This window comes from Parabacteroides sp. merdae-related_45_40 (assembly GCF_001915675.1).
In genome coordinates, this window is sequence record NZ_MNQY01000145.1 from 1 (window position 1) to 20,492 (window position 20,492).

The 20,492-nt window shown below is 47.7% G+C and carries 8 protein-coding genes; 5 read left to right on the forward strand and 3 right to left on the reverse strand.

From position 1 onward, the window contains the following. Window positions 1-2,054, reverse strand: a 2,054-nt coding sequence (locus tag BHV83_RS20835; RefSeq protein WP_502687977.1) for a glycoside hydrolase family 2 protein, incomplete at its 3' end; no start/stop codon positions are given. Between the two features lie 202 nt (window positions 2,055-2,256). Between BHV83_RS20835 and BHV83_RS20840 the strand changes: the two genes are divergently transcribed. The 5 genes from BHV83_RS20840 (at window position 2,257) to BHV83_RS20860 (ending at window position 16,126) form a co-directional block, all read left to right on the forward strand. Next, entirely contained in the window at window positions 2,257-6,246 is a 3,990-nt protein-coding gene (locus BHV83_RS20840) for a hybrid sensor histidine kinase/response regulator transcription factor (protein ID WP_286758016.1), read from the forward strand. A gap of 181 nt (window positions 6,247-6,427) precedes the next feature. After that, a complete protein-coding gene (locus BHV83_RS20845; protein ID WP_005642256.1) occupies window positions 6,428-9,511 on the forward strand; it encodes a SusC/RagA family TonB-linked outer membrane protein in 3,084 nt (1,027 codons plus the stop codon). Between the two features lie 25 nt (window positions 9,512-9,536). Further along, window positions 9,537-11,135 (forward strand): RagB/SusD family nutrient uptake outer membrane protein, encoded by a 1,599-nt coding sequence (locus BHV83_RS20850; protein WP_005640251.1) that lies wholly within the window; start codon window positions 9,537-9,539, stop codon window positions 11,133-11,135. Between the two features lie 193 nt (window positions 11,136-11,328). Beyond that, entirely contained in the window at window positions 11,329-12,498 is a 1,170-nt protein-coding gene (locus tag BHV83_RS20855) for a glycoside hydrolase family 88/105 protein (protein WP_022322010.1), read from the forward strand. A gap of 325 nt (window positions 12,499-12,823) precedes the next feature. Next, a complete protein-coding gene (locus tag BHV83_RS20860; protein ID WP_286758017.1) occupies window positions 12,824-16,126 on the forward strand; it encodes an SUMF1/EgtB/PvdO family nonheme iron enzyme in 3,303 nt (1,100 codons plus the stop codon). A 40-nt stretch (window positions 16,127-16,166) separates the two neighbouring features. On the opposite strand, the gene BHV83_RS20865 is transcribed toward BHV83_RS20860, so the two are convergent. Both BHV83_RS20865 and BHV83_RS20870 read right to left on the reverse strand, forming a co-directional pair. Then, window positions 16,167-19,115 (reverse strand): AAA family ATPase, encoded by a 2,949-nt coding sequence (locus tag BHV83_RS20865; RefSeq protein ID WP_286758018.1) that lies wholly within the window; start codon window positions 19,113-19,115, stop codon window positions 16,167-16,169. Beyond that, on the reverse strand, window positions 19,112-20,356 hold the full coding sequence (locus tag BHV83_RS20870) for an exonuclease SbcCD subunit D (RefSeq protein ID WP_286758019.1): 1,245 nt from the start codon (window positions 20,354-20,356) through the stop codon (window positions 19,112-19,114). The genes BHV83_RS20865 and BHV83_RS20870 overlap by 4 nt, the downstream gene beginning before the upstream one ends. Between the last annotated feature and the right edge of the window lie 136 nt (window positions 20,357-20,492).

The window sequence follows — 20,492 nt, forward strand, 5'->3', positions numbered from 1 at the left end:
GTATACATCCATTCGATAGTGTCTTCGTATGTCTTGCCGTCTTTGCTTGCAACGGTCTTCACAATGTTCTTTCCGTCTGCCAAGGTGACATTGTCTATAATATAATGTACGTCTGTATAACCTTTATGGATACCGGACAACTCTTGGCCGTTCAAGAAAACTTTAGGTTCTCCGATATTAGAATAAACGGTGATAGAAGTGACTTTCTTTTCGCGATCCACATTCCGGCGCTGTGTCAAGTACAAGACAGGATCTTCACTCCAGTTCGCCTTGTACCAGAAATAAGAGTCTTTCTTCGTCTTGCGGTCAAAAGTGACCATGCCCTTCATGTTACGGGCGGGAAGATCGCCGCGATTAGCCAGCGGAGTGGCAAAATCGAAAGTGTTCCACAAATAAGAAGCGACAATATACGGATGCTTGGCGATCACGCTCCACTGGTATTCGTGTGTCTTCGTCTGAAAAGTTTCCGGATAGAAAGGTTTCGTCCAATTCAGTGAATTGTCCAGATATTCGGTCTGATGGACAATGTTGGCGTCGGCTCCATACTCCGTCAGCATCAATTTCTGATCCGGATAGTTCTTTTCCAAGCCTTCTACCCACGGTTCGATATCCTGCAATTTCTTTTCGTACCAGCCGAAATAACGATTCATTCCCTGTATGTCAGCATTCAAGTTGACCGGATGCTCCATGTGCCCGTAGCCATTTACCGAAACAGTGTAACGGTCGGGGTCTTCCGTCTTCGCAAGATCATGCAAGGATCGGGTCAATTCTTTTGTATATTCGTGCGGATGATAGACTTCGTTATGTAGCCCCCAAACATAGATGGACGGATGGTTGAAGCTCTGGCGGATCAGTTCGCGGAGTTGGTTACGGGCGTTCTCGGCTTCCTGTCCGGAGACACGGTTCACGAAAGGAATCTCCGCCCAAATGATCAATCCTAAGCTGTCACAACGCGAATAAAGGTAATCTGATTGCTGATAATGAGCAAAACGGACGGTTGTCGCACCGATATCCATAATAGTAGCCAGGTCGAAGTCATGATTTTCATTCTTCAACGCACTACCCAGCCCCCACCAGTCCTGATGGCGGGTAACACCGTACATCGGATATTTCTCGCCATTCAGATAGAACCCTTCGCCTGCAACAATCTCGTATTTGCGCAAGCCTAAGGGCTGTACCACTTCATCTATCACTTTCCCATTCCGGATCAGGCGACTCACGATCTTATATAAATAAGGATTCTTCCGCCCTTGCCACAATGTAGGATTCTTGATCTTGAAATCGGCTTCGAACGACTGTACGCCCTGCGGTGTCAGGTCAAACGAGCGGCTCTGGGTTGCTACCAGTTTCCCTTCTTGATCATAAATCGTATTCTGTAAGGTGAGCGGAGCCGGTTGCAACGTTCCATTATCCAACTTCACTTTCACTTTTACATCCGCTTGCTTTTTGGAAACATTCTTCTGGGTGATGTAGACACCGGAAGAAGCACAATCGGTCACGCAGATATTATAAGGCTCTGTCACGATCAACCAAACCGGACGGTACATCCCGCCATAAACGCCGAAAAGCACATGATTGATAGGAATCACGTCCGGACGTGACGCATTGTCGGCTTTCACTATGATCTCGTTATCCGCCCCCGGTTTCAGCGCCGTACCGATCTCGCATGAAAAAGCAGAGTAGGCTCCTTTATGAGTTGTCACAAGAGAACCGTTCACATACACCTCCGCAACAGCTCCCACACCTTCGAAACGCAGGAAGACGCGTTTGTCCTTCAGTTCAGCAGGAAAGAAATAGTGCTTTTTGTAGTAGGCAGATCCTTCGTAGAATTGGTCATACTGTGTCTGCATATCTTTTGCATTCCACGTGTGAGGAATCTCGACCTCGGTCCATCCACTCTCCCATTTCGGCGCATTAACGGCCAGTTCCTTACCTGCCGGCGCTTTCTTAAATACCCAACCGGAATTAAACGGCTCGACAATCCGGCCTTCGGCCTGCATCACCAAACTGAAACAGACCAGCAACAAGGTTAAACTCAATACTCGTTTATTCATGATGTTTTAATTGATTGAGTTACAAAAATAGGTTTATCAACTTGTTTAACCGTGTAAAATCATCTCAATCCTGTTCAAGATCGTCTCCAAATCACTATCTTTGCGGTATAAAAGATATACAGTCATGCGTCTTTACTCATAAACCATGAAACTACGGATGATAAAAAGATTCTATACCGCATTCACTATATATATTATGGTTATGCTATATACACCTCCTGTATATAGCATAAATTTCTTCTTCTCCCACCTGGGAGTAGAAGACGGCCTGTCGCAAGTTTCCGTTCTTGATATTTTCCAGGATTCGGACGGTTACATCTGGTTCGGGACGCGCAACGGCGCGAACCGCTATGATGGCTATGAATTCGTTATCTACCAAAACGAAGTCAACAATAATGCAACATTAACAGACAACTACATTCGGGGATTTGCCGAGGACAACCGGAAGAATATTTGGATCGCAACTTCGAACGGGATCAACTGTATCGATTATAAAACCAAAAAGATAACCCGTTTTTACCCCAAAAGCATCAACAAGGAATGCACCACCAATATCATCAACCGCCTATTAAAACATTCGGACGGGAATGTCTATGCTTTCTGCAACCGATCCGTATTCAAATGCAGTATGAACCAGACGGTCGAAACGGTCTTCCCCGACATAGCAATCCCTTCACCAACCTATTCCGTAGCACAGGCTCCGGACAAGGACATTTATATCGGAACGGAGAGCAACGGCTTGTACATTTATTCCGAAAACTGGAAACTAAAAAAACACGTACCCATCGACGGTATCATTGCAACCATATTACCAGACAACAACGGGGATATATGGCTGGGACTAGACGAAACCGGAATTTGCCTCTTCAACAAAAACAAACAGACCTTTACATGGTTGCACAAGGATAACACCAACCTCAATAACAACTCGATACGCACATTCGTTTCCTACGGCGACAGTTCCATTCTGGTCGGAACATTCCGGGGATTAAACATACTGAATAAAAAAGAACTCACCATCACTCCTGCCAATATCAATATCGCCGGGAAAGGAGGCCTGAGCCACTACTCCATCCACAGCATGCTGATCGACAAGGATCAGACACTCTGGATCGGGACCTATTCAGCAGGAGTCAATTATCATAGTCCCTTTTACAGGCCGGTTTCCTATATCACGCCAAACGAATATGCCGGCATCATCGGCAAAGGTCAACAAGACAAGGACGGGAACATGTGGTTTGCAACAGAAGGTGCAGGATTGTTTTACTATAACCCGGAAAACGGGCGACAACAGCTTTATCCCATCAAACCTCTTCACGAAGGGAATTATGAGATTAATATCATCAAATCGATCCTGATACAAGGAGACTCGATCTTGTGCTCTACCCATTTCGGGTCAGTCTATTTGTTTTCCATTCGGGATAAACAGTATAAAAAGCTATACGACTTCCTGCACAACGACATTTTCTCCCTATACATCGATAAAAGCAAACGGCTCTGGATACCGACAAACAGCAGCCAGAACTTAGTGATGGTCGACAAAGGAAAGCAAACCAATCGGTTCATGGCCAACGGCATTTCCCGCTCTTTCAAATGGGTTACTGTTATCCATGAACTTGAACCAGAGCTGTTTTTGTTCGGTACATTGTCTGACAGCCTTTACCTGTACGACATGAAGAAAGAAACCGTCCGCAACCTTTCCACCGAACTGCAACCGGATCCCAAATTCGAAAAGTTGGGAAATATCACGGCCATTACGCAGGACAATGAAGACTACGTCTGGATTGCGACCAATAAAAACGGCTTATACCGCCTGAACCGGAACCTGAAATTGGCCAAACACTATCAGAAAAAGGACGGGCTGTCCGACAGCTATATTAACTCACTTACAATCGACCAACACCAAAATATCTGGGTAACGACAGGAAAATCCATATATAAACTGAATCGCACAACCGATACTTTCAGTGAAATGAGAATAGCCGATACTCCGGCAATGGAGTTTACACGATTTTCAGGCAACAGCATTTCTGCCGACGGCAGCATCTATTTCCCCGGAGACAAAGGGGTCCTTTTCTTCAATCCGGACAAGATCATGGTGAATCCCAACATTCCGCCCGTAGATATCACTTCCCTGATTGTAAATAATAAAGACGACGTGACTGGAAACATTGAGGACGGGGAGATTACGCTCACTTCCGATCAGAATAACATCACGTTCAGATACACGGCGTTAAACTTTATCCATTCCGAACGGAACCAGTATGCCTACAAGCTGGAAGGAGCCGATCCGGCATGGCACATGGTCGGAAACCGACGGGAGGCTTATTACAGCAACTTGGCTCCCGGCACCTATACATTCCGGATCAAAGCCTCAAACAACGACAACATATGGAATCCCGAAGAAGCAACACTACGCATCACAATCGATCCGCCTTTCTACAAGACTTGGTGGGCTTACCTCTTATACTTTTGTATAATCACATTCGTCATCGTGAGAATCATTCGTCATCAGCACGATAAACACGAACGGGAACGGGAACTTCGCTACAAACAGATGGAGCAGGATAAGGTCAACGAATTGCATGAGGAACGGATGCGCATGTTCACCAATTTCTCACATGAACTGCGTACTCCCCTGACGCTCATCATTAACCCGCTAAACGACCTGATGCAGTACGTATCTTTCTCGCCTGAAATAAAGGAGACACTTCAGTTGATCAAAAAGAATACCGGACGGATGTTGCTCTTAGTCAATAATCTGATGGATATACAAAAATACGAAGCGGGCAAAACAGTCCTACAAAAGACCAGTTTCAATTTCTCCTCCTTTATCCGCGAGATGTATCACTCTTTCGAGAGCGTGGCTGACAACCGGGAGATCCGTTTCGTGTTGGACAACGAGCTACCGGAAACATATAAGGTTTGTTTTGACGAAGCGGAGATCGAAAAGGTATTCTTCAACCTGCTCTCCAATGCCTTCAAATTTACACCTTCGGAAGGACAGGTGACCATCCGTGTCAACACGGTCACACAGGCGGAATGTGAACTGCTCCCCCATTTCCCGGCTCAATACAGCTCCATCCTGATAGAAGCTGGATACCTGTTTATCGAGGTGATAGACACCGGAAAAGGTTTCAGCGAACAGGAAGCAGAAAAGATTTTCGAACCTTTCTATCGTTCACAAGAAGATATACACCGGCAGATTTCCGGTACAGGTATCGGGCTCAGCTTGACACGCTCCATCATTTTGCAGCATAACGGTTGCATCTGGACCGAAAGTTCAGAAACGGAAGGCATCCGCTTTATGTTCCTTCTTCCCGACACCGAAAAACAGGAAGAAGGGGAGAACGAATCTCCCGTCCTATCCAAGTCCGCCGAAATCAGTAAAAAGTTCGATTTGCTGGTCGAAGAGACCCAGAACAAAAATAAGCAGACGGTTTTGCTGGCCGATGACAATCAGGAAGTGCTTCAATATCTGGAACAACAGCTCAGCCTTGATTATATCGTGGTTAAGGCTTTCAATGGCAAAGAGGCATTGGCGATGATTGAGGAGTCATATCCCCATATTGTCATCAGCGACATCATGATGCCAGAAATGAACGGGCTCGAACTTTGTAAACGTATCAAGGAAAACCAGAACTACTGCCATATACCGGTTATCTTGCTTACCGCCAAGTCAATGATATCACAGATCGAGGAAGGCCTAGATGCCGGCGCAGACGACTATATCGTCAAGCCTTTCCAGATATCTTTACTCAAAGCCCGTATCCGGAACCTCCTTTCCCTACGCGAGAAAATGAAGACGATGTATGGGGAAACATTTTCCCTCAAACAGTTTGGAGTGGAAGAGCCAAAAGAGCACGATGATTTCCTCACTCGGTATATTGAGATTGTAAAAGCCAATATATCGAATCCCGAACTTGATGTATCAGTCATTTATGAGGCATTGGGAATGAGCCGGACTAACTTTTACAGGAAAGTAAAGACCGTAACCGGACTTTCTCCCATCGAGTTGATTAAAAATATCCGTCTGGAGGCAGGTGCAAAACTTTTAAAGGAATCGGACATGAATATTTCCGAAATAGCCCAGCACATCGGTTTTAGTAGCCGTTCGTATTTCGCCCGCAGCTTCAAGGCTGTCTATGGAATGTCACCGACAGAATATCAGGAAACAAAATCTCAAGACTAAGAATGCATCTATCAAAATTCATCAAAATAAATGTTTTTTAGCACGTTGGTATATTTTTATCCCCTTTTGGAATAAAAATACACGTGCTTGGCTTGCATCTTTCATTCTTTTGACATAAAAAACAAATAGAATCGACAAGTTAATTATTAATTGTTTAATGTGCTAATAAATTATGAAAGGCATGAACAGACAACTACGAGGGAATTTGCCTCCCAATGAAAAGGCAAACGGGAAGAATCGGTTTCTTTCCTTATTATTACTCTTTATGGCGTTTATATCCGTACAGGTATATGCGCAGGACGTCAAAGTTTCCGGTACGGTTATCGCGGAAGCTGACAAATTTCCGATTATCGGGGCTAACATTGTTGTAAAGGGTACGACGATCGGTACTGTTACCGATATAGATGGTAATTTCTCCCTTGACGTTCCCCAGAACTCGACAATCGCTATCTCTTACATCGGTTGTGAAACGCAAGAAATCAAGATTACAGGAGCAAAAACATTGAACATTGTTCTAAAAGACAATGCGATCGGTTTGGACGACGTTGTCGTTATCGGTTACGGTTCGCAACGCAAATCAGACTTGACGGGCGGTATCGTGGCTGTTGGCGAAGAAAAACTCCAGATGGTTACGACAAACAATTTGATGGATAAATTGGCCGGACAAATCCCTGGTATGAACGTGACAACCAGCAACGCCAAACCTGGTGAAGACCAGTCTTTGCGTGTCCGCGGTGAAAATTCGTTGAGTGCGGACAATTCTCCGCTGATCGTCATGGACGGTATCCCTTACAGCGGATCTTTAGGTGACATTGATCCGGATATCATCGAGAATATGTCTGTATTAAAAGATGCATCTTCAGCTGCCATTTACGGTTCACGCGGTGCAAACGGCGTAATCCTGATTCAGACCAAAAAAGGTAAAAAAGGAGCACCAACAGTCTCATATAAAGGACAAGTCGGCATGCAACAAGCACAACATCGTATCGATATGATGAAAGGAGCCGAATATGTAAAATACACACAAGACTACAACCGCATGAAATACGGTTATTCTGGAGATCAACTCGATCCGCTTGTACTTTTGAATCCGAGTGAACGTGCGAACTATCAGAACGGTTCTGAGTTGGACTGGCAAGACATCATGTTCCGTAATGCTTTAACCACCAGTCATCAGATCAGCATTTCCGGAGGGACGGAAGCTACAACCTATATGGCATCAATCTCTCACTTAAGAGAAGATGGCGTTATGGAAAACACAGGTTTAAAACGTACTAACATCGCATTGAACATTACACAGGTTTTAAATAAATGGTTAACTGTCGGAATGGGAACGCAAGCGATCCAAAAAGAATTCGGCGGAGAGCAACCTTATTTGGAGGCTGGGTTGAAAATGAGTCCTTATGGCATTTATAAAGATGAAAATGATCGTTACGTTGACTATCCAATGGACCAAACTTTGTTCTACAATCCAATGGCCAATATTGATGCGACGAACGACAAAACAAATCGTAATGTATTCATTTCAACTTTTGCAGAAATTCAATTCCCGATTGACGGTCTGTCATTCCGTACAAACTTCGGTTACAACTACCGCAATAATTTTGTAGGATCTTATTACGGAAGAAATACTCTTTCGGGTAAAAAGGTGAATGGTTCCGCTTCTATAGAGAATATCCACTATTATGATTACACATGGGAAAATCTCTTGAAATATAATAAGACATTCGGTTTGCATAAAATTGATGCCACCGCCTTGTTCAGTATGCAGGAAACAACCAAAAAGGAAGCAAAAGAATCAGGCGAAAGTTTTGTAAACGACGATTCCGAATACCACAATATGGCTGGTGCCGAGAAAAATAAAGAAATCACATCCAAACTGACAGAAACGGCAATGCTGTCTTATATGTTACGTTTGAACTATTCATACGCCAACAAGTATTTGTTGACACTGACAGGACGTTCCGATGGTTACTCCGCATTTGGAAAGAACAACAAATATGCATTCTTCCCTTCCGTTGCCGCAGCATGGAATATCTCTTCCGAAGAATTTATGGAAAGCCAGACAAATTATTTGGACATGCTGAAAATCCGTCTTTCATGGGGTTCAAACGGTAACCAGGCCATCAATCCTTATCAGACGCTTGACCGTTTGACACTGACCAACTACATTTGGGGCGACAACGGAACGGTTGTAAACGGAGCTTACCTGCCTACAAACGGTGTTGGGAACCCAAACCTGAGATGGGAAACCTCACGCACGATCAATGCAGGTATCGACTTCAGTTTCTTCAACGGACGTCTTTCCGGTAACATTGACATGTATGTGGTCAACACAAGCGACTTGTTGATGAGCCGTACAGTTCCTTACATGAACGGTTACAAATCCATTATGGACAACGTAGGTAAAACCCGTAACAAGGGTGTTGAAATCGCATTGAACTCCGTCAACTTCCAAAACAATGATTTCCGTTGGACCACAAACGTCAATTTCTCGCTGAACCGCGACAAAATTATTGAACTGCGCGGTGATGGCAAAGACGATATCACAAACAAATGGTTCATCGGAGAACCGCTGCGCGTATTCTACGATTACAATGTCGTTGGGACATGGCAGGAAAACGAAACATATGTTGAAAACGGACATACTATCAGCTGGGATGCCGAAAGCGGCAAGTTCCTGAATGAAGAAGGAAAAGAATACCAAAAAGGCGCTGTCCCCGGTTCTGCTAAACTGGAAGATAAAGACGGAAACGGCTCTATCACAGCCGATGACAAGAAAATCATCGGTTCCAAACTGCCCAGCTTCCTGCTGTCAATGGGTAACCGCTTCGATTACAAAAACATCTACTTCTCTTTCTTGCTGAACGGAGTATTCGGGCAGACAAAAGAATTACATGACTACAACTTCGACCGCTGGATGCCGACATACAACTACATAAGCGGTATGGACTACTGGACACCGGAAAATCCGACAAACGAAATGACATCTCCTGCTTATGTTCCTTACGATAAACATTCATTCTACAAAAAAATGAATTACGTCAATATCAAGAACATCACGATCGGATACACGTTCCCGAAGACAACATTAAGTGCAATTGGAATCAGCTCGCTGAGTATCAATGCAAGTGTCAACAACCTCTATACTTTCAGTAACATCGACAACTGGCTGAACTTAGAAGATAGCGATGCTAACAGAAATGTTCTCGTTACCTACCCGACAGCCCGTTCTTACATGTTTGGATTAAATCTTACTTTCTAACATTATAATATAATTGAATTTGGATATGAAAAATATATTAGCAACTGCCGCTGCTGCATTTTTATTGGTGACATCAACCGGTTGTTCAGGTTTTCTGGATGAAGAGCTAAAAAGCTCGCTATCTCCAGACAATACATACACAAGCAGCTATGGTTTTGAAGTCGGAGTAAACGGGTTGTACGGTTGGGCCCGTTCCGAATTTAACACATGGGGAGGAGCAACAACAAGCCAGGGACAAGCTTGTCCGTACGAATCATTTCAGGTAGCAACAGACATTGTCTACACAGGGCATGGAGACGGTTCATTGGTTCCTTTCGAAAACTTGTCTTATACACCATCCACAACATTTGTCACTTCCTATTGGAACTGGGGATACGGTTTGATCGCCTCTGCCAATGAAATCCTCGAATATTCGGAAGGTAATGTAAATTGGGACAAACCGACCGATAAAGCCTACTATCAGGCTATCGCTCGCTTCTTCCGCGCTTATGCTTATCGGTATCTGGTATATTTGTACGGAGATGTTCCATATGTTGATAAAATTGAAAAAGACTTCCGGATAGACTTTACCCGCACACCGAAAGCGGAAGTTTTAGGCAAGATGATCGAAGACTTGCAGTTTGCAATCGCAAATCTTCCGGAAGATCCCGATAAGGTCGAAGTTGGACAGTTAACAAAATGGGCTGCCCAGCATATGCTTTCGGAAGTATACCTCATGGCAGGCAAGTATGCAGAAGCGGAAGCAGCAGCAAAAGCTGTAATCGATTGCGGTTACTTCCATCTGATGACTTCACGCTTCGGTGCGGAGAAAGACAAAGCCGGAGATCCGTTCTCCGATATGTTCAAAGAATATAACCAGAACCGTACTTCCGGTAATATGGAAAGCATCTGGGTTATGCAACTCGAATACAACACGACCGGAGGCGGCGGAGCAAACGAAGACTGGACAAAACGTGCTTGGGTTCCCAAATACTACAACGAAGACGGCTTTGTGTTGGCAGACTCTTTAGGCGGACGTGGTTTGGCACAGATCGTCCCATTCAAATGGTGGATCGACAGCAACGACTTCTTCGCTTCAAGCGATATTCGTAACTCGGAATATAACATCAAGAGAAACTGGTATTACAACGATGCTTCTTCTGATAAATATGGAAAGAAAGCCGAAATCACAGAAGAGACATGGACAAAATTCACCATATACCCGGCTGTCACGAAATTCTTCTACGGAAAAGCAGAGGATTTGAGCTATGGCGGTAACAATAAAGACCGTATGAAGTTCCGTCTTGCCGAAACATATCTGCTATTGGCTGAAGCACGCTTGATGCAAAACAATGCACAAGGAGCCGCAGACGCGATCAATGTAATACGCAAACGAGCCAATGCACCGGAAATTACAGCTAAAGATGCCACAATTGACTTCCTACTGGACGAACGTATCCGTGAATTGGTTGGTGAAGAGTTACGCCGATTTACGTTGGTTCGTACAGGCAAGCTGGTTGAACGCGTAAAGAAATACAACCCGCACAGCAACACTATGGATGAACATCACACCTTGTGGCCGATCCCGCAGACCATCATCGACTCTAACACAGGAGCCGAATTTCCACAGAATCCGGGATACTAAGCATTGAATAGCTATAAAGTAAAAACACACTTATAGGATGAAAGGGGAAGTTCCAGCCAAAGGGACATCCCCTTTCTTTTTAATAATCATAAAATTTGGTACATTTTTTACTCATTTTGAGATGATATTATTATATCCTGAGCCTTATCTTTCCTATTTTTGATGCAGAATTAAAAGAAACAGAACGAATATCATGAAAACTACAATCAAGTACATCTGTACAGGCCTCTCACTTTGCGCTTGTACCTGTTTAGTGAACAATCTGCCGGCACAGGCCGAAACGACAAATACAGCCGCTGTCAGTGCGACGGAAACGGGCTGGGACCGGCAAAGCATCATGGAAGTTGCCCGGCGGGTGGCGGACTGGCAGATCAAAGATTATCCCGAAAACAAATATGCCAAGAGCGAACCGCGCGGATGGATCGCCGGAGCACTTTATATGGGGATGTTCGACTGGGCGGAACTAAGTGGAGACAATACTTATTATGACTGGCTCCGGAAAATCTTCAACCGCCAGAGCTGGCAGGTCGCCAACCGGATGTATCATGCCGACGACGTTTGTATCGCACAGACCTATATCGATTTCTATAATAAGGAGAAGAATGAGAATATGCTGAAACCGACCATCGCCCGCGCCGACTGGGTGTTGAACAATCCTTCCAACGGAAGCATGGATCTCGATTACAGCAAAGGCAGCACGATCGAACGCTGGACGTGGTGCGACGCCCTTTTCATGGCGCCCGGAGTCTACACACGACTCTACACGCTGACCGGCAACCGTAAATACATGCACTTCGCCGACAGTGAATTTCGTGCCACTTACAACCATCTGTATGATAAAGACGAAGATCTTTTCTATCGCGACAGCCGCTACATCGGACAGAAAGAAGCCAACGGCAAGAAGATTTTCTGGGGACGTGGCAACGGTTGGGTAATCGGCGGGCTGGCGGAAATCCTGAAGACGCTGCCGGCGGAAGATACCGAATTCCGTCCTTTCTATCTCGAACTTTATAAAGAGATGTCCGAGCGCCTTGCCGGACTACAAGGAAAAGACGGTTACTGGCACGCCAGCCTGCTGGACCCGGACAGCTATCCTTCACCCGAAACAAGCGCGACCGGATTTATCGTTTACGGCTTGGCATACGGAATCAACCAGGGGTATCTGCCGGCAGACAAATATCTGCCAGTCGTAAAAAAAGGATGGGAAGCACTGACCCGTGCAGTTGAAACGAACGGGAAATTAGGGTGGGTTCAGCCGGTAGGTGCCGATCCTAAAAAGGTGACACGCGACATGACCGAGCTCTATGGTACAGGTGCATTCCTGATGGCTGCATCGGAAATTTACAAATTAGCAGACAAATAAGTCACAACAAGGCTCTTTTTTTTATCAAAGTACCTGCAAAAGCTCTTGAACACCCGGGTAAACCCGCCTTTAACATCCGGGTGTCGGGAGGGCAAACACCCGGATGTACAGAGAACAAACATCCGGGTGTTCAGCATCAAATCTCACTATCTTGTTGAAAACAAGCGATATGCTTTGTATCTTTTTCTGCCGTATTGGAAAAAGATGGAGTGATAGTAGAGTGATAGATAAAAGTGACATATATCACACAACAAACAGTTGTATATGAATAGTTTATATACGAAGTGTGATAGAGTGATAGAGATTTTGAAAAAATAATAATGATATGAAGCATAAAGTTTGTTTACTCTTCACGTTCCTCTCTCTTTCCGTATCCGGTATTTCCGCAACGAACGGACAAGATTCAATACGCCAAATTCAGCTAAGCGATCTGGAAGTGCAAATCCGATGGGTAAATCCTACTGCCATACGTGCCTATCTGGACGACACAAAAACAGCATTGGGAGGAAAAGCTCCCGCGCTTTACGAAAAACTATCCCGTCTGGAAACACTTCTGCCCGGCGTGCGGCAGGCCTTCTCCGATAAGGTTTCCGGCAACACGGTCGACGAAGTAATTGGCCAAGCTCAAGAAATACTTGCCTTGAAGCGTGAGATCATCCTGGCCAACCCGCTGCTGGACATGGACAAGATCATAGTGGCCCGTTACCGTTTGGGAAACAAGGCCCGTAAGGCGATGGGCCCGTCGATGGGAACTTCGACAGCCAACTACAACTCGCTATTTTCCAACTCGCGTAAAGGCTACGATGCCGAGATCGACCTGCTCACGGGCTTGCGCGGACAAATCGAAAGCAGCCGGATATACAAGCCCGAAGCCGATGTTCCCGTTTCGGACATACAGCTCCACTGGGATGCCGACCGTCTCCTCTTCTCCTCGCTCGACAAGAATCGGAAGTGGCAGATATACGAAATGAACATCGACGGAAGCAACCTTCACCAAAAGATCACCGTTGATGAGCCGGATCTGGAATTCTGCGACGCCAATTACCTGCCGGACGGGAAAGTGGTGGCGACGACCAACATCGGTTACAACGGCGTTCCTTGCGTGCATGGCGACGATGTGGTAGCCAACCTTGTTTCCTTTGACCCCAAGACGCGTGACTTGCGCCGCCTCACCTTCGACCAGGACGGGAACTGGTCGCCTATCGTGATCCCGAACGGACGCATCATGTACACCCGTTGGGAATATACGGACCTGACACACTATTTCTCCCGTATCGTGATGCACATGAACCCCGACGGGACGGAAAACAAAGCGCTCTACGGCAGCGGCTCCTATTTCCCGAACAGTACGTTCGACATGAAACCGCTCTCCAAGCACAGCAGCCGCTTCATCGGCATCATCTCCGGCCATCACGGGACGGCACGTTCAGGGCGGCTCGTCATCTTCGATCCTGCCAAAAGCCGGAAAGAGGAAAAGGGGATGATACAGGAACTGCCGTTCAAAGACCGCCCGATCGTCCCGATCATCAAGGACGAATTGGTGGAAGGCGTCTGGCCTCAGTTCATGAAGCCGTACCCGCTCAGCGAAAAATATTTTTTAGTTGCCTGCAAACCGGCCAAGGATGCGCTTTGGGGAATTTACCTGGTCGACGTTTTCGATAACCTGACACTCATTGCCGAGCAGGAAGGGGAAGGTCTGACCGCTCCCATCCCGCTGGTAAAACGCGAAACGCCTCCTGTCATTCCTTCGAAGATCAAGCCGGACAGCAAAGAGGCTACGGTCTTTATCCAGGATATCTACGAAGGAGAAGGTACGCAGGGCGTTCCCCGGGGCACGATCAAGGCTCTCCGTATCTTTGCTTATGAGTATGCCTATATCTTAGCTCCTTCCGATCACGATGCACAGGGAATACAGAGTGGATGGGATATCAAACGTATACTCGGAACAGTCCCGGTCGAGGAAGACGGTTCCGCGCTATTCACCATTCCCGCCAACACGCCGATTTCCATCCAGCCATTGGATAAAGACGGGGCAGCCATCCAATGGATGCGCAGCTGGCTGACAGGGATGCCGGGCGAGATCGTCTCCTGCGTCGGTTGCCATGAGGACCAAAACAGCATACCCATTCCCAAACGCACGATTGCTTCGGCCAAGCAGGCACGCCGGCTGGAAACACCGGAAGGAGGTGTCCGCCCGTTCACGTTCCGTCTGGAAGTGCAACCGGTACTGGATCGTAACTGCGTCTCTTGCCACAACGGGAAAAATGCCGAACCGGACTTCCGCAAGGATCAGATGGTCACATATAAGAGAGGTATCTTGACGAAAATCAACAAGCAGTATGACCAGAGCTATCTGAACCTGCACCCATACGTGTACCGTCAGGGACCGGAATCAGACATCTATGTCCTCAAGCCGGCCGAGTTTCACGCAAGCAACAGCGAACTGATCCGCATCCTGCAAGCCGGACACCACGGCGTAGAGGTTCCGGAAGAGGATATGCGAACGCTCTATGCCTGGATCGATCTCAACGCGCCTTATTATGGGGCTTTCACCCAAATAGACCTGAAGCCTCAATCTCCCAAAGGTCAGGTGGAACGCCGTATGGAGCTGGCCGAGAAATACAGCGGTGTACGGGTTGACTGGCAAAAAGAGATTGCCGACTACGCCGACTGGCTGAAAGAAAACAAAAAGGCAGACGGCATTACCGGAGCAACGACCGGCGAAACAGTCGAAATAAAGAAGCCGACCAAACCGGTCCGCCCGGTCAAGGTAAAGGGATTCCCGTTCGACACGCAGACGGCGACTGCCCGGCAAGCCGCCCAAGGCGAAACGACCCGCCGCATCTCCATCACTCCGGATGTGCATATCGACCTGGTATGGATTCCCGCCGGCAGCTTTGTGATGGGTAACAACCGAACTCCCTCCGCTTCGCCAGCATTCAAGGCAAACGTGAAGGAAGGCTTCTGGATGAGCACGACCGAAATCACGAACGAGCAGTTCCGCGCACTTTTCCCGGAACACGACAGCCGGTACATCGGACAGACTTGGAAAGATCATACTACCCCCGGCTATGCAGCCAACCGACCAAAACAGCCTGTCGTGCGCGTCAGCTGGGACGAAGCGAATGCTTTCTGCCAAAAGATCAGCGAAATATCAGGCAATACAGTTTCTCTGCCTACCGAAACACAATGGGAATGGGCAGCACGCTCGGGAAGCGCAGATGATTTCTGGTTCGGATCGACGGAGAGCGACTTCGGTGCTTTCGAAAACTTGGCAGACAGTACGACTGTCGATCTGGCGGTAACAGGCGTAGATCCGAAACCGATGCGGGCAAACGATCCCATGCGCAAGTTCTGGGATTTCCTACCGAAAATCCTGAACGTAAACGACCATCAACTGATCAGTTGCCCTGTTGCCTCTTACCAGCCCAATCCCTGGGGATTGTACGACATGAACGGGAATGTGGCGGAATGGACAGCCTCCGATTACATTCCTTATCCTTTAAAAGAAAAGGCAAACAAAAAATACTCCACATCGGCCGTCCGTAAAGCCTACCTGCCTTGGCAGCGGCCGATGAACGTCGGCTTTAGAATTGTGGTTCTTGACCACGATTCTAAAGCCAATTAACAATTGAGAATTGACAATTAGCTTTCGACACATTTAATTGTCAATTCTCAATTCTTACAACGCTTTTTCCATTGCCTACCCGACTTACTTGTACGCGGACAGGGATGCGCTCTGTCATTTCCTGCACATGCGAGATGACGCCGATCTTGCGTCCCTGCGTCCGCAAACTTTCCAAAGCATCCATCTCGGCATCCAAAGAACCGAAACCTTCGTCAATGAAAAGGCTTTCAACCCGCATCCGGTTGGATGAGAGGGAAGACAGGCCAAGCGCCAGTGCCAACGAAACAAGGAACGATTCGCCCCCTGAAAGGCTATGGACGGTACGCACCTCATCGCACATATCCCGGTCGATCACCTGCAAGGCTAGTGTTTCGGGAACCCGTTCCAGCCGATAGCGCCTTGTCAATTCACGCAGTTGCACATTGGCATAGTTCAACAGTATATCGAGCGTATATCCTTGCGCTATACGACGGAACTTGGCGCCGTCGGCAGAACCGGCCAGTTCGTTCAGCTTCGCCCAACGTTCGCTTTCCGTACGCCGGACATTCAATTCTTCCTGCAGACCGGAAACTTTCGCCTTGTTCTCCGTCTGAGTACGAAGCCGGAAAGCAAGTTCCGTCTTTTCCTGTGTGTACCGGGACAAGATAACTTCGAGTGGCTCTCCACCCGAAGAATCCAAATAATCAGCTGTCCATTTGTCTAAAGCCGCCTTTCTCCGGAGTAGGTCGGCAGAGGCCTCGGTCAGGTCTTTTGCAATCTGGTCGGCAATGCCGCGTGTCTGGTCGGCGATGCCGGATTGCTCAGTCTGGGTGGCCGACAGTTTTTTCAAACGCTCTTTCAGTTCTTCCATTCGTCGGATGTACTCCTGTTCTACGCTATCTGCAGATCGGCCATTCAAAAGCTTCTTTCGTTCTGCCTGTAAAGAGGAAAAAACGGCACGGTTCTTTTCGTGGAGCTGTCCGGATTCTTCGGCTTGCTTTTCGAGAGAAGGAAGGAAGGAGGCGAGAGATTCGCATTCGGCTTTTTGGGCGCTTTCCTGCCGTTCCAGTTGATGGAGTTTCTCGGTATTCTCATGCCACTGACGGGCGAAGTCTGTCAATGTTTTACGGAAAGTTTCCGGATTCTGCAACCAGGCTTTCTGCCACTCACTATTGCCGAACAGCAGGTCGGCAGCCGAAAGGGACTGGGTCAACAGGGTGGATTGCTCTTTTACAATAGCTTCTTCCCTCTCTTGCCGACTGGCAGCGAGTTGTTGCTTACCAGCCATTTCCTTACAGGCGGCCTCGCTATCTGCAAGTTCTTTATGGAGTTGGAGCAACTGCTGTTGCAAACGGGTAAGATGGCGGGTATGAGCGACGTAGGTTTCTTTTTTATTCGATAAATCCTGCAATTGAAGGGTTAGAGCAGAAACAGGAGCGACAGGAACCTGATTTGCAAAAGGATGATGCGTGCTCCCGCAAACCGGACAAGGTTGTCCATCCTGCAACCTGCCGCGTAAATCCTTTATGTTACCGGAAGCCTCCAAGCGTGCCTGTTCGATAAGCAATTGCTCTCGTTCCTGGCGAAGCTTCTCGATCTGTTTGTCCAAAGCCGGTGCATCGACAGCTTTCAGTTCCTCTTCCAGGTTCCGGTAATCCGCTTCAGCCCGCTTCAACGCCTGCTGTTTGTTTACACTGGTCTGTTGCAGGTCGGAAAGTTGTTTATTCAACGCCGCCATCTCCTGCCGGAGCGTTTCGATCGAACGGACAGCCGCCTCCATCCCTGAACGGGTGGCCGATGCTGCATCCAAGTGCAACAACAAAGCTGAAAGTTGCTCCGCAATACGTTCCTTCTTTTTATAACGCTCGCGCCAAGCGGTCAGACGGGCAATCTCCTCCGCTCCCTGTCTCCGGCGGAGGACGGCAGCTTGATATTTCTTTTCGGCCTCTCCCTTACGAAGCGTTACATTCTTTAACTGTTGCTCCGAGTGTGACAGATCGCGGATGGCCGCATCCAACTGGATATCCAGTTTACGCGCCTGCAATATCTCCTGTTGAAGGGATTTGAAACGAGTCTCGGACTGTTGCTGTTCCTCCACTCCCTTTTCGTATTCATGGCGAGCGACCGTCAACAATTCCGTTGCGTGCACCAACTTATCGGCCGCCTCTTTTTGTTGTCTCTGGCGGATGGTTATCTGCTGTTCGATAGAACGGACGGCCTCTTGAAGGGCCTGTTGCTCCGCTTTCGCTTTCTCGACTCGCTGCAACTCCTTTTCCGTTCCGGCAAGGCGAGTGCGCAAGTCGTTTTCTTCCTCATCCGTCAATAGCTCGATACCCTGTATTCGCGTTTGGATCAAGTCGAAGGCTTCTTTCGCCCGCGCATTCCTTTCAAATATCTGGCGAGAAATGGCGGAATAGAGTTCGGTTCCGGTCAACTTCTCCAACAAGGAAGCTTTTTCTCCCTGCTCGGCTTTCAGGAAAGTGGAAAAATCGTTCTGCGCCAGCAATACGGAACGCGTAAACTGTTCGAAAGTCAAGCCAATCAAATCGATAATACGGGCTTGCAGATCGGAACGCGTCCCTTGCTCTTCCTCCTCCTTGTCGAGGTTATACAGAGCCAAACGCGGATTCTGCAACCGTCCGTTTTCCTTGTCGCGTGCCCGCGCCACCGACCAGCGTGTCCGATAGCGGTGTCCGTTCAAGGCCATGAAATCCACTTCTGCAAAACCGGAGGATGTTCCCCGCCGCAGCAAGAAACGAGGATCGCTCTGCGACAATTGTTCATTACTGACATCCTGAAGCTTGACATTATTTTCTTTCGCCTGGTCGGTACGAGGCGTACGGGCGAACAGAGCTAAGCACATCGTATCCAAAAGGGTGGACTTACCTGCTCCCGTAGGCCCGGAAATAGCAAAGATCCCGGCTGAAAGTAACGGCTCCACCGTAAAATCTATTTCAAAATCACCTTCCAACGAGGCCAGGTTACGACCTCGTATCGCTAATATCTTCATAGGGAAACCTCCCGCATTACATCGTTAAACATCTTTTCCAACTCTTCCGGCAAATCTCCCCCGAAACGGTTCGTAAAGGTATGGCGAAGCATATCCAGCGGAGCGATCTTTTGTAAATCCGTATAAGAGAAAGGACGAGAATCTTCCTCTCCCTCCTTTTTCGGATAAGAAGGGATGATGGAAGTCAGGCGTACAGCCTTATCCGCCAGTGCCTCCTCCACCCGATGCCGAAATCCCGGATCTGGCTCCGTCAGCAGTACCTGCACCTCCAGATAAGGCCATAGGCTGCGATCGGCTCCCTCTTCCGCCAACGGTAGGTTGGAAAGCGACAAAAGGACTTCGGCAGGCGACGCCGGTTCCGCCGGAATCCGATGCAGGGCGGTTCGGAGTGGGATGGGCACTGCTTCGAGATCCGACAGGCATCCGTTTTCGAGGGTAAAGGCAACAACCTGATGGTGATAATGCTGTTCGGAGAAAGACATCGGAAGCGGGCTGCCGGCATAGCGTACAGACTCGCGTCCCCCTACCCGCTGCGCCTTGTGGATGTGACCGAGGGCCGTATAGGCCAAGTCCTCGTTAAAGGCTTCTACCGATATAGATTCAAGTCCTCCCATGATAGTCCGTTCGCTCCGATCGTCTTCCGACAGTTCAGCACCAGTCGCATGCAAGTGTCCCATCGCAAGCAGGGCCTCGCCCGGTTGCCTTTGGCTGTCGGCATAGTCATAGAGCTGGCGATACATTCGGGTAACGCCCTCCACACAGGTATCTTTCCCTTCTTTCGAAGCGGGATAATCTCCCTGACGAAGATAGGGAACAGCCAGACAGATCGCTTCCCGTTTTCCTTCCTTATTATATAAAGGAATCAGAAGCGAATCGAAATCGATCTTGCACAGGTCGGTTCGCGGGACAGCCCCTACAATTGACGTATTCAGTTCTTCCAACAGGGGTATCGGCGCCTCCAGACGGGCTGCCGAATCATGATTACCTGCGATAATCACGATCTGCAATTGTGGGTTACGCCGGTTCGCTTCCCGCAAAAAACGGAAAAAACGGCGTTGGGCGGCTGCCGACGGATTGGCAACATCGAAAACATCGCCTGCTATCAGCAAGACATCAGTCTGCCGTAGCGTCAATATATCGATCAACCACGAAAGAAATGCCTCATGTTCCTCATCACGGTCATACCCGAAAAAGGTTTGCCCAAGATGCCAGTCGGCAGTATGGATTATTTTCAATGACATGTTTTTCCAGATTTAACAAATATGAATCTGATCTTATTTTGGGGATAAAGGTAATGAAACAAACGAACAAAGACAATAAGGGGAGCCTGTGTCAAGCGCGGGAACGAGAGAAATAGATGACGAATCAAATTATTGT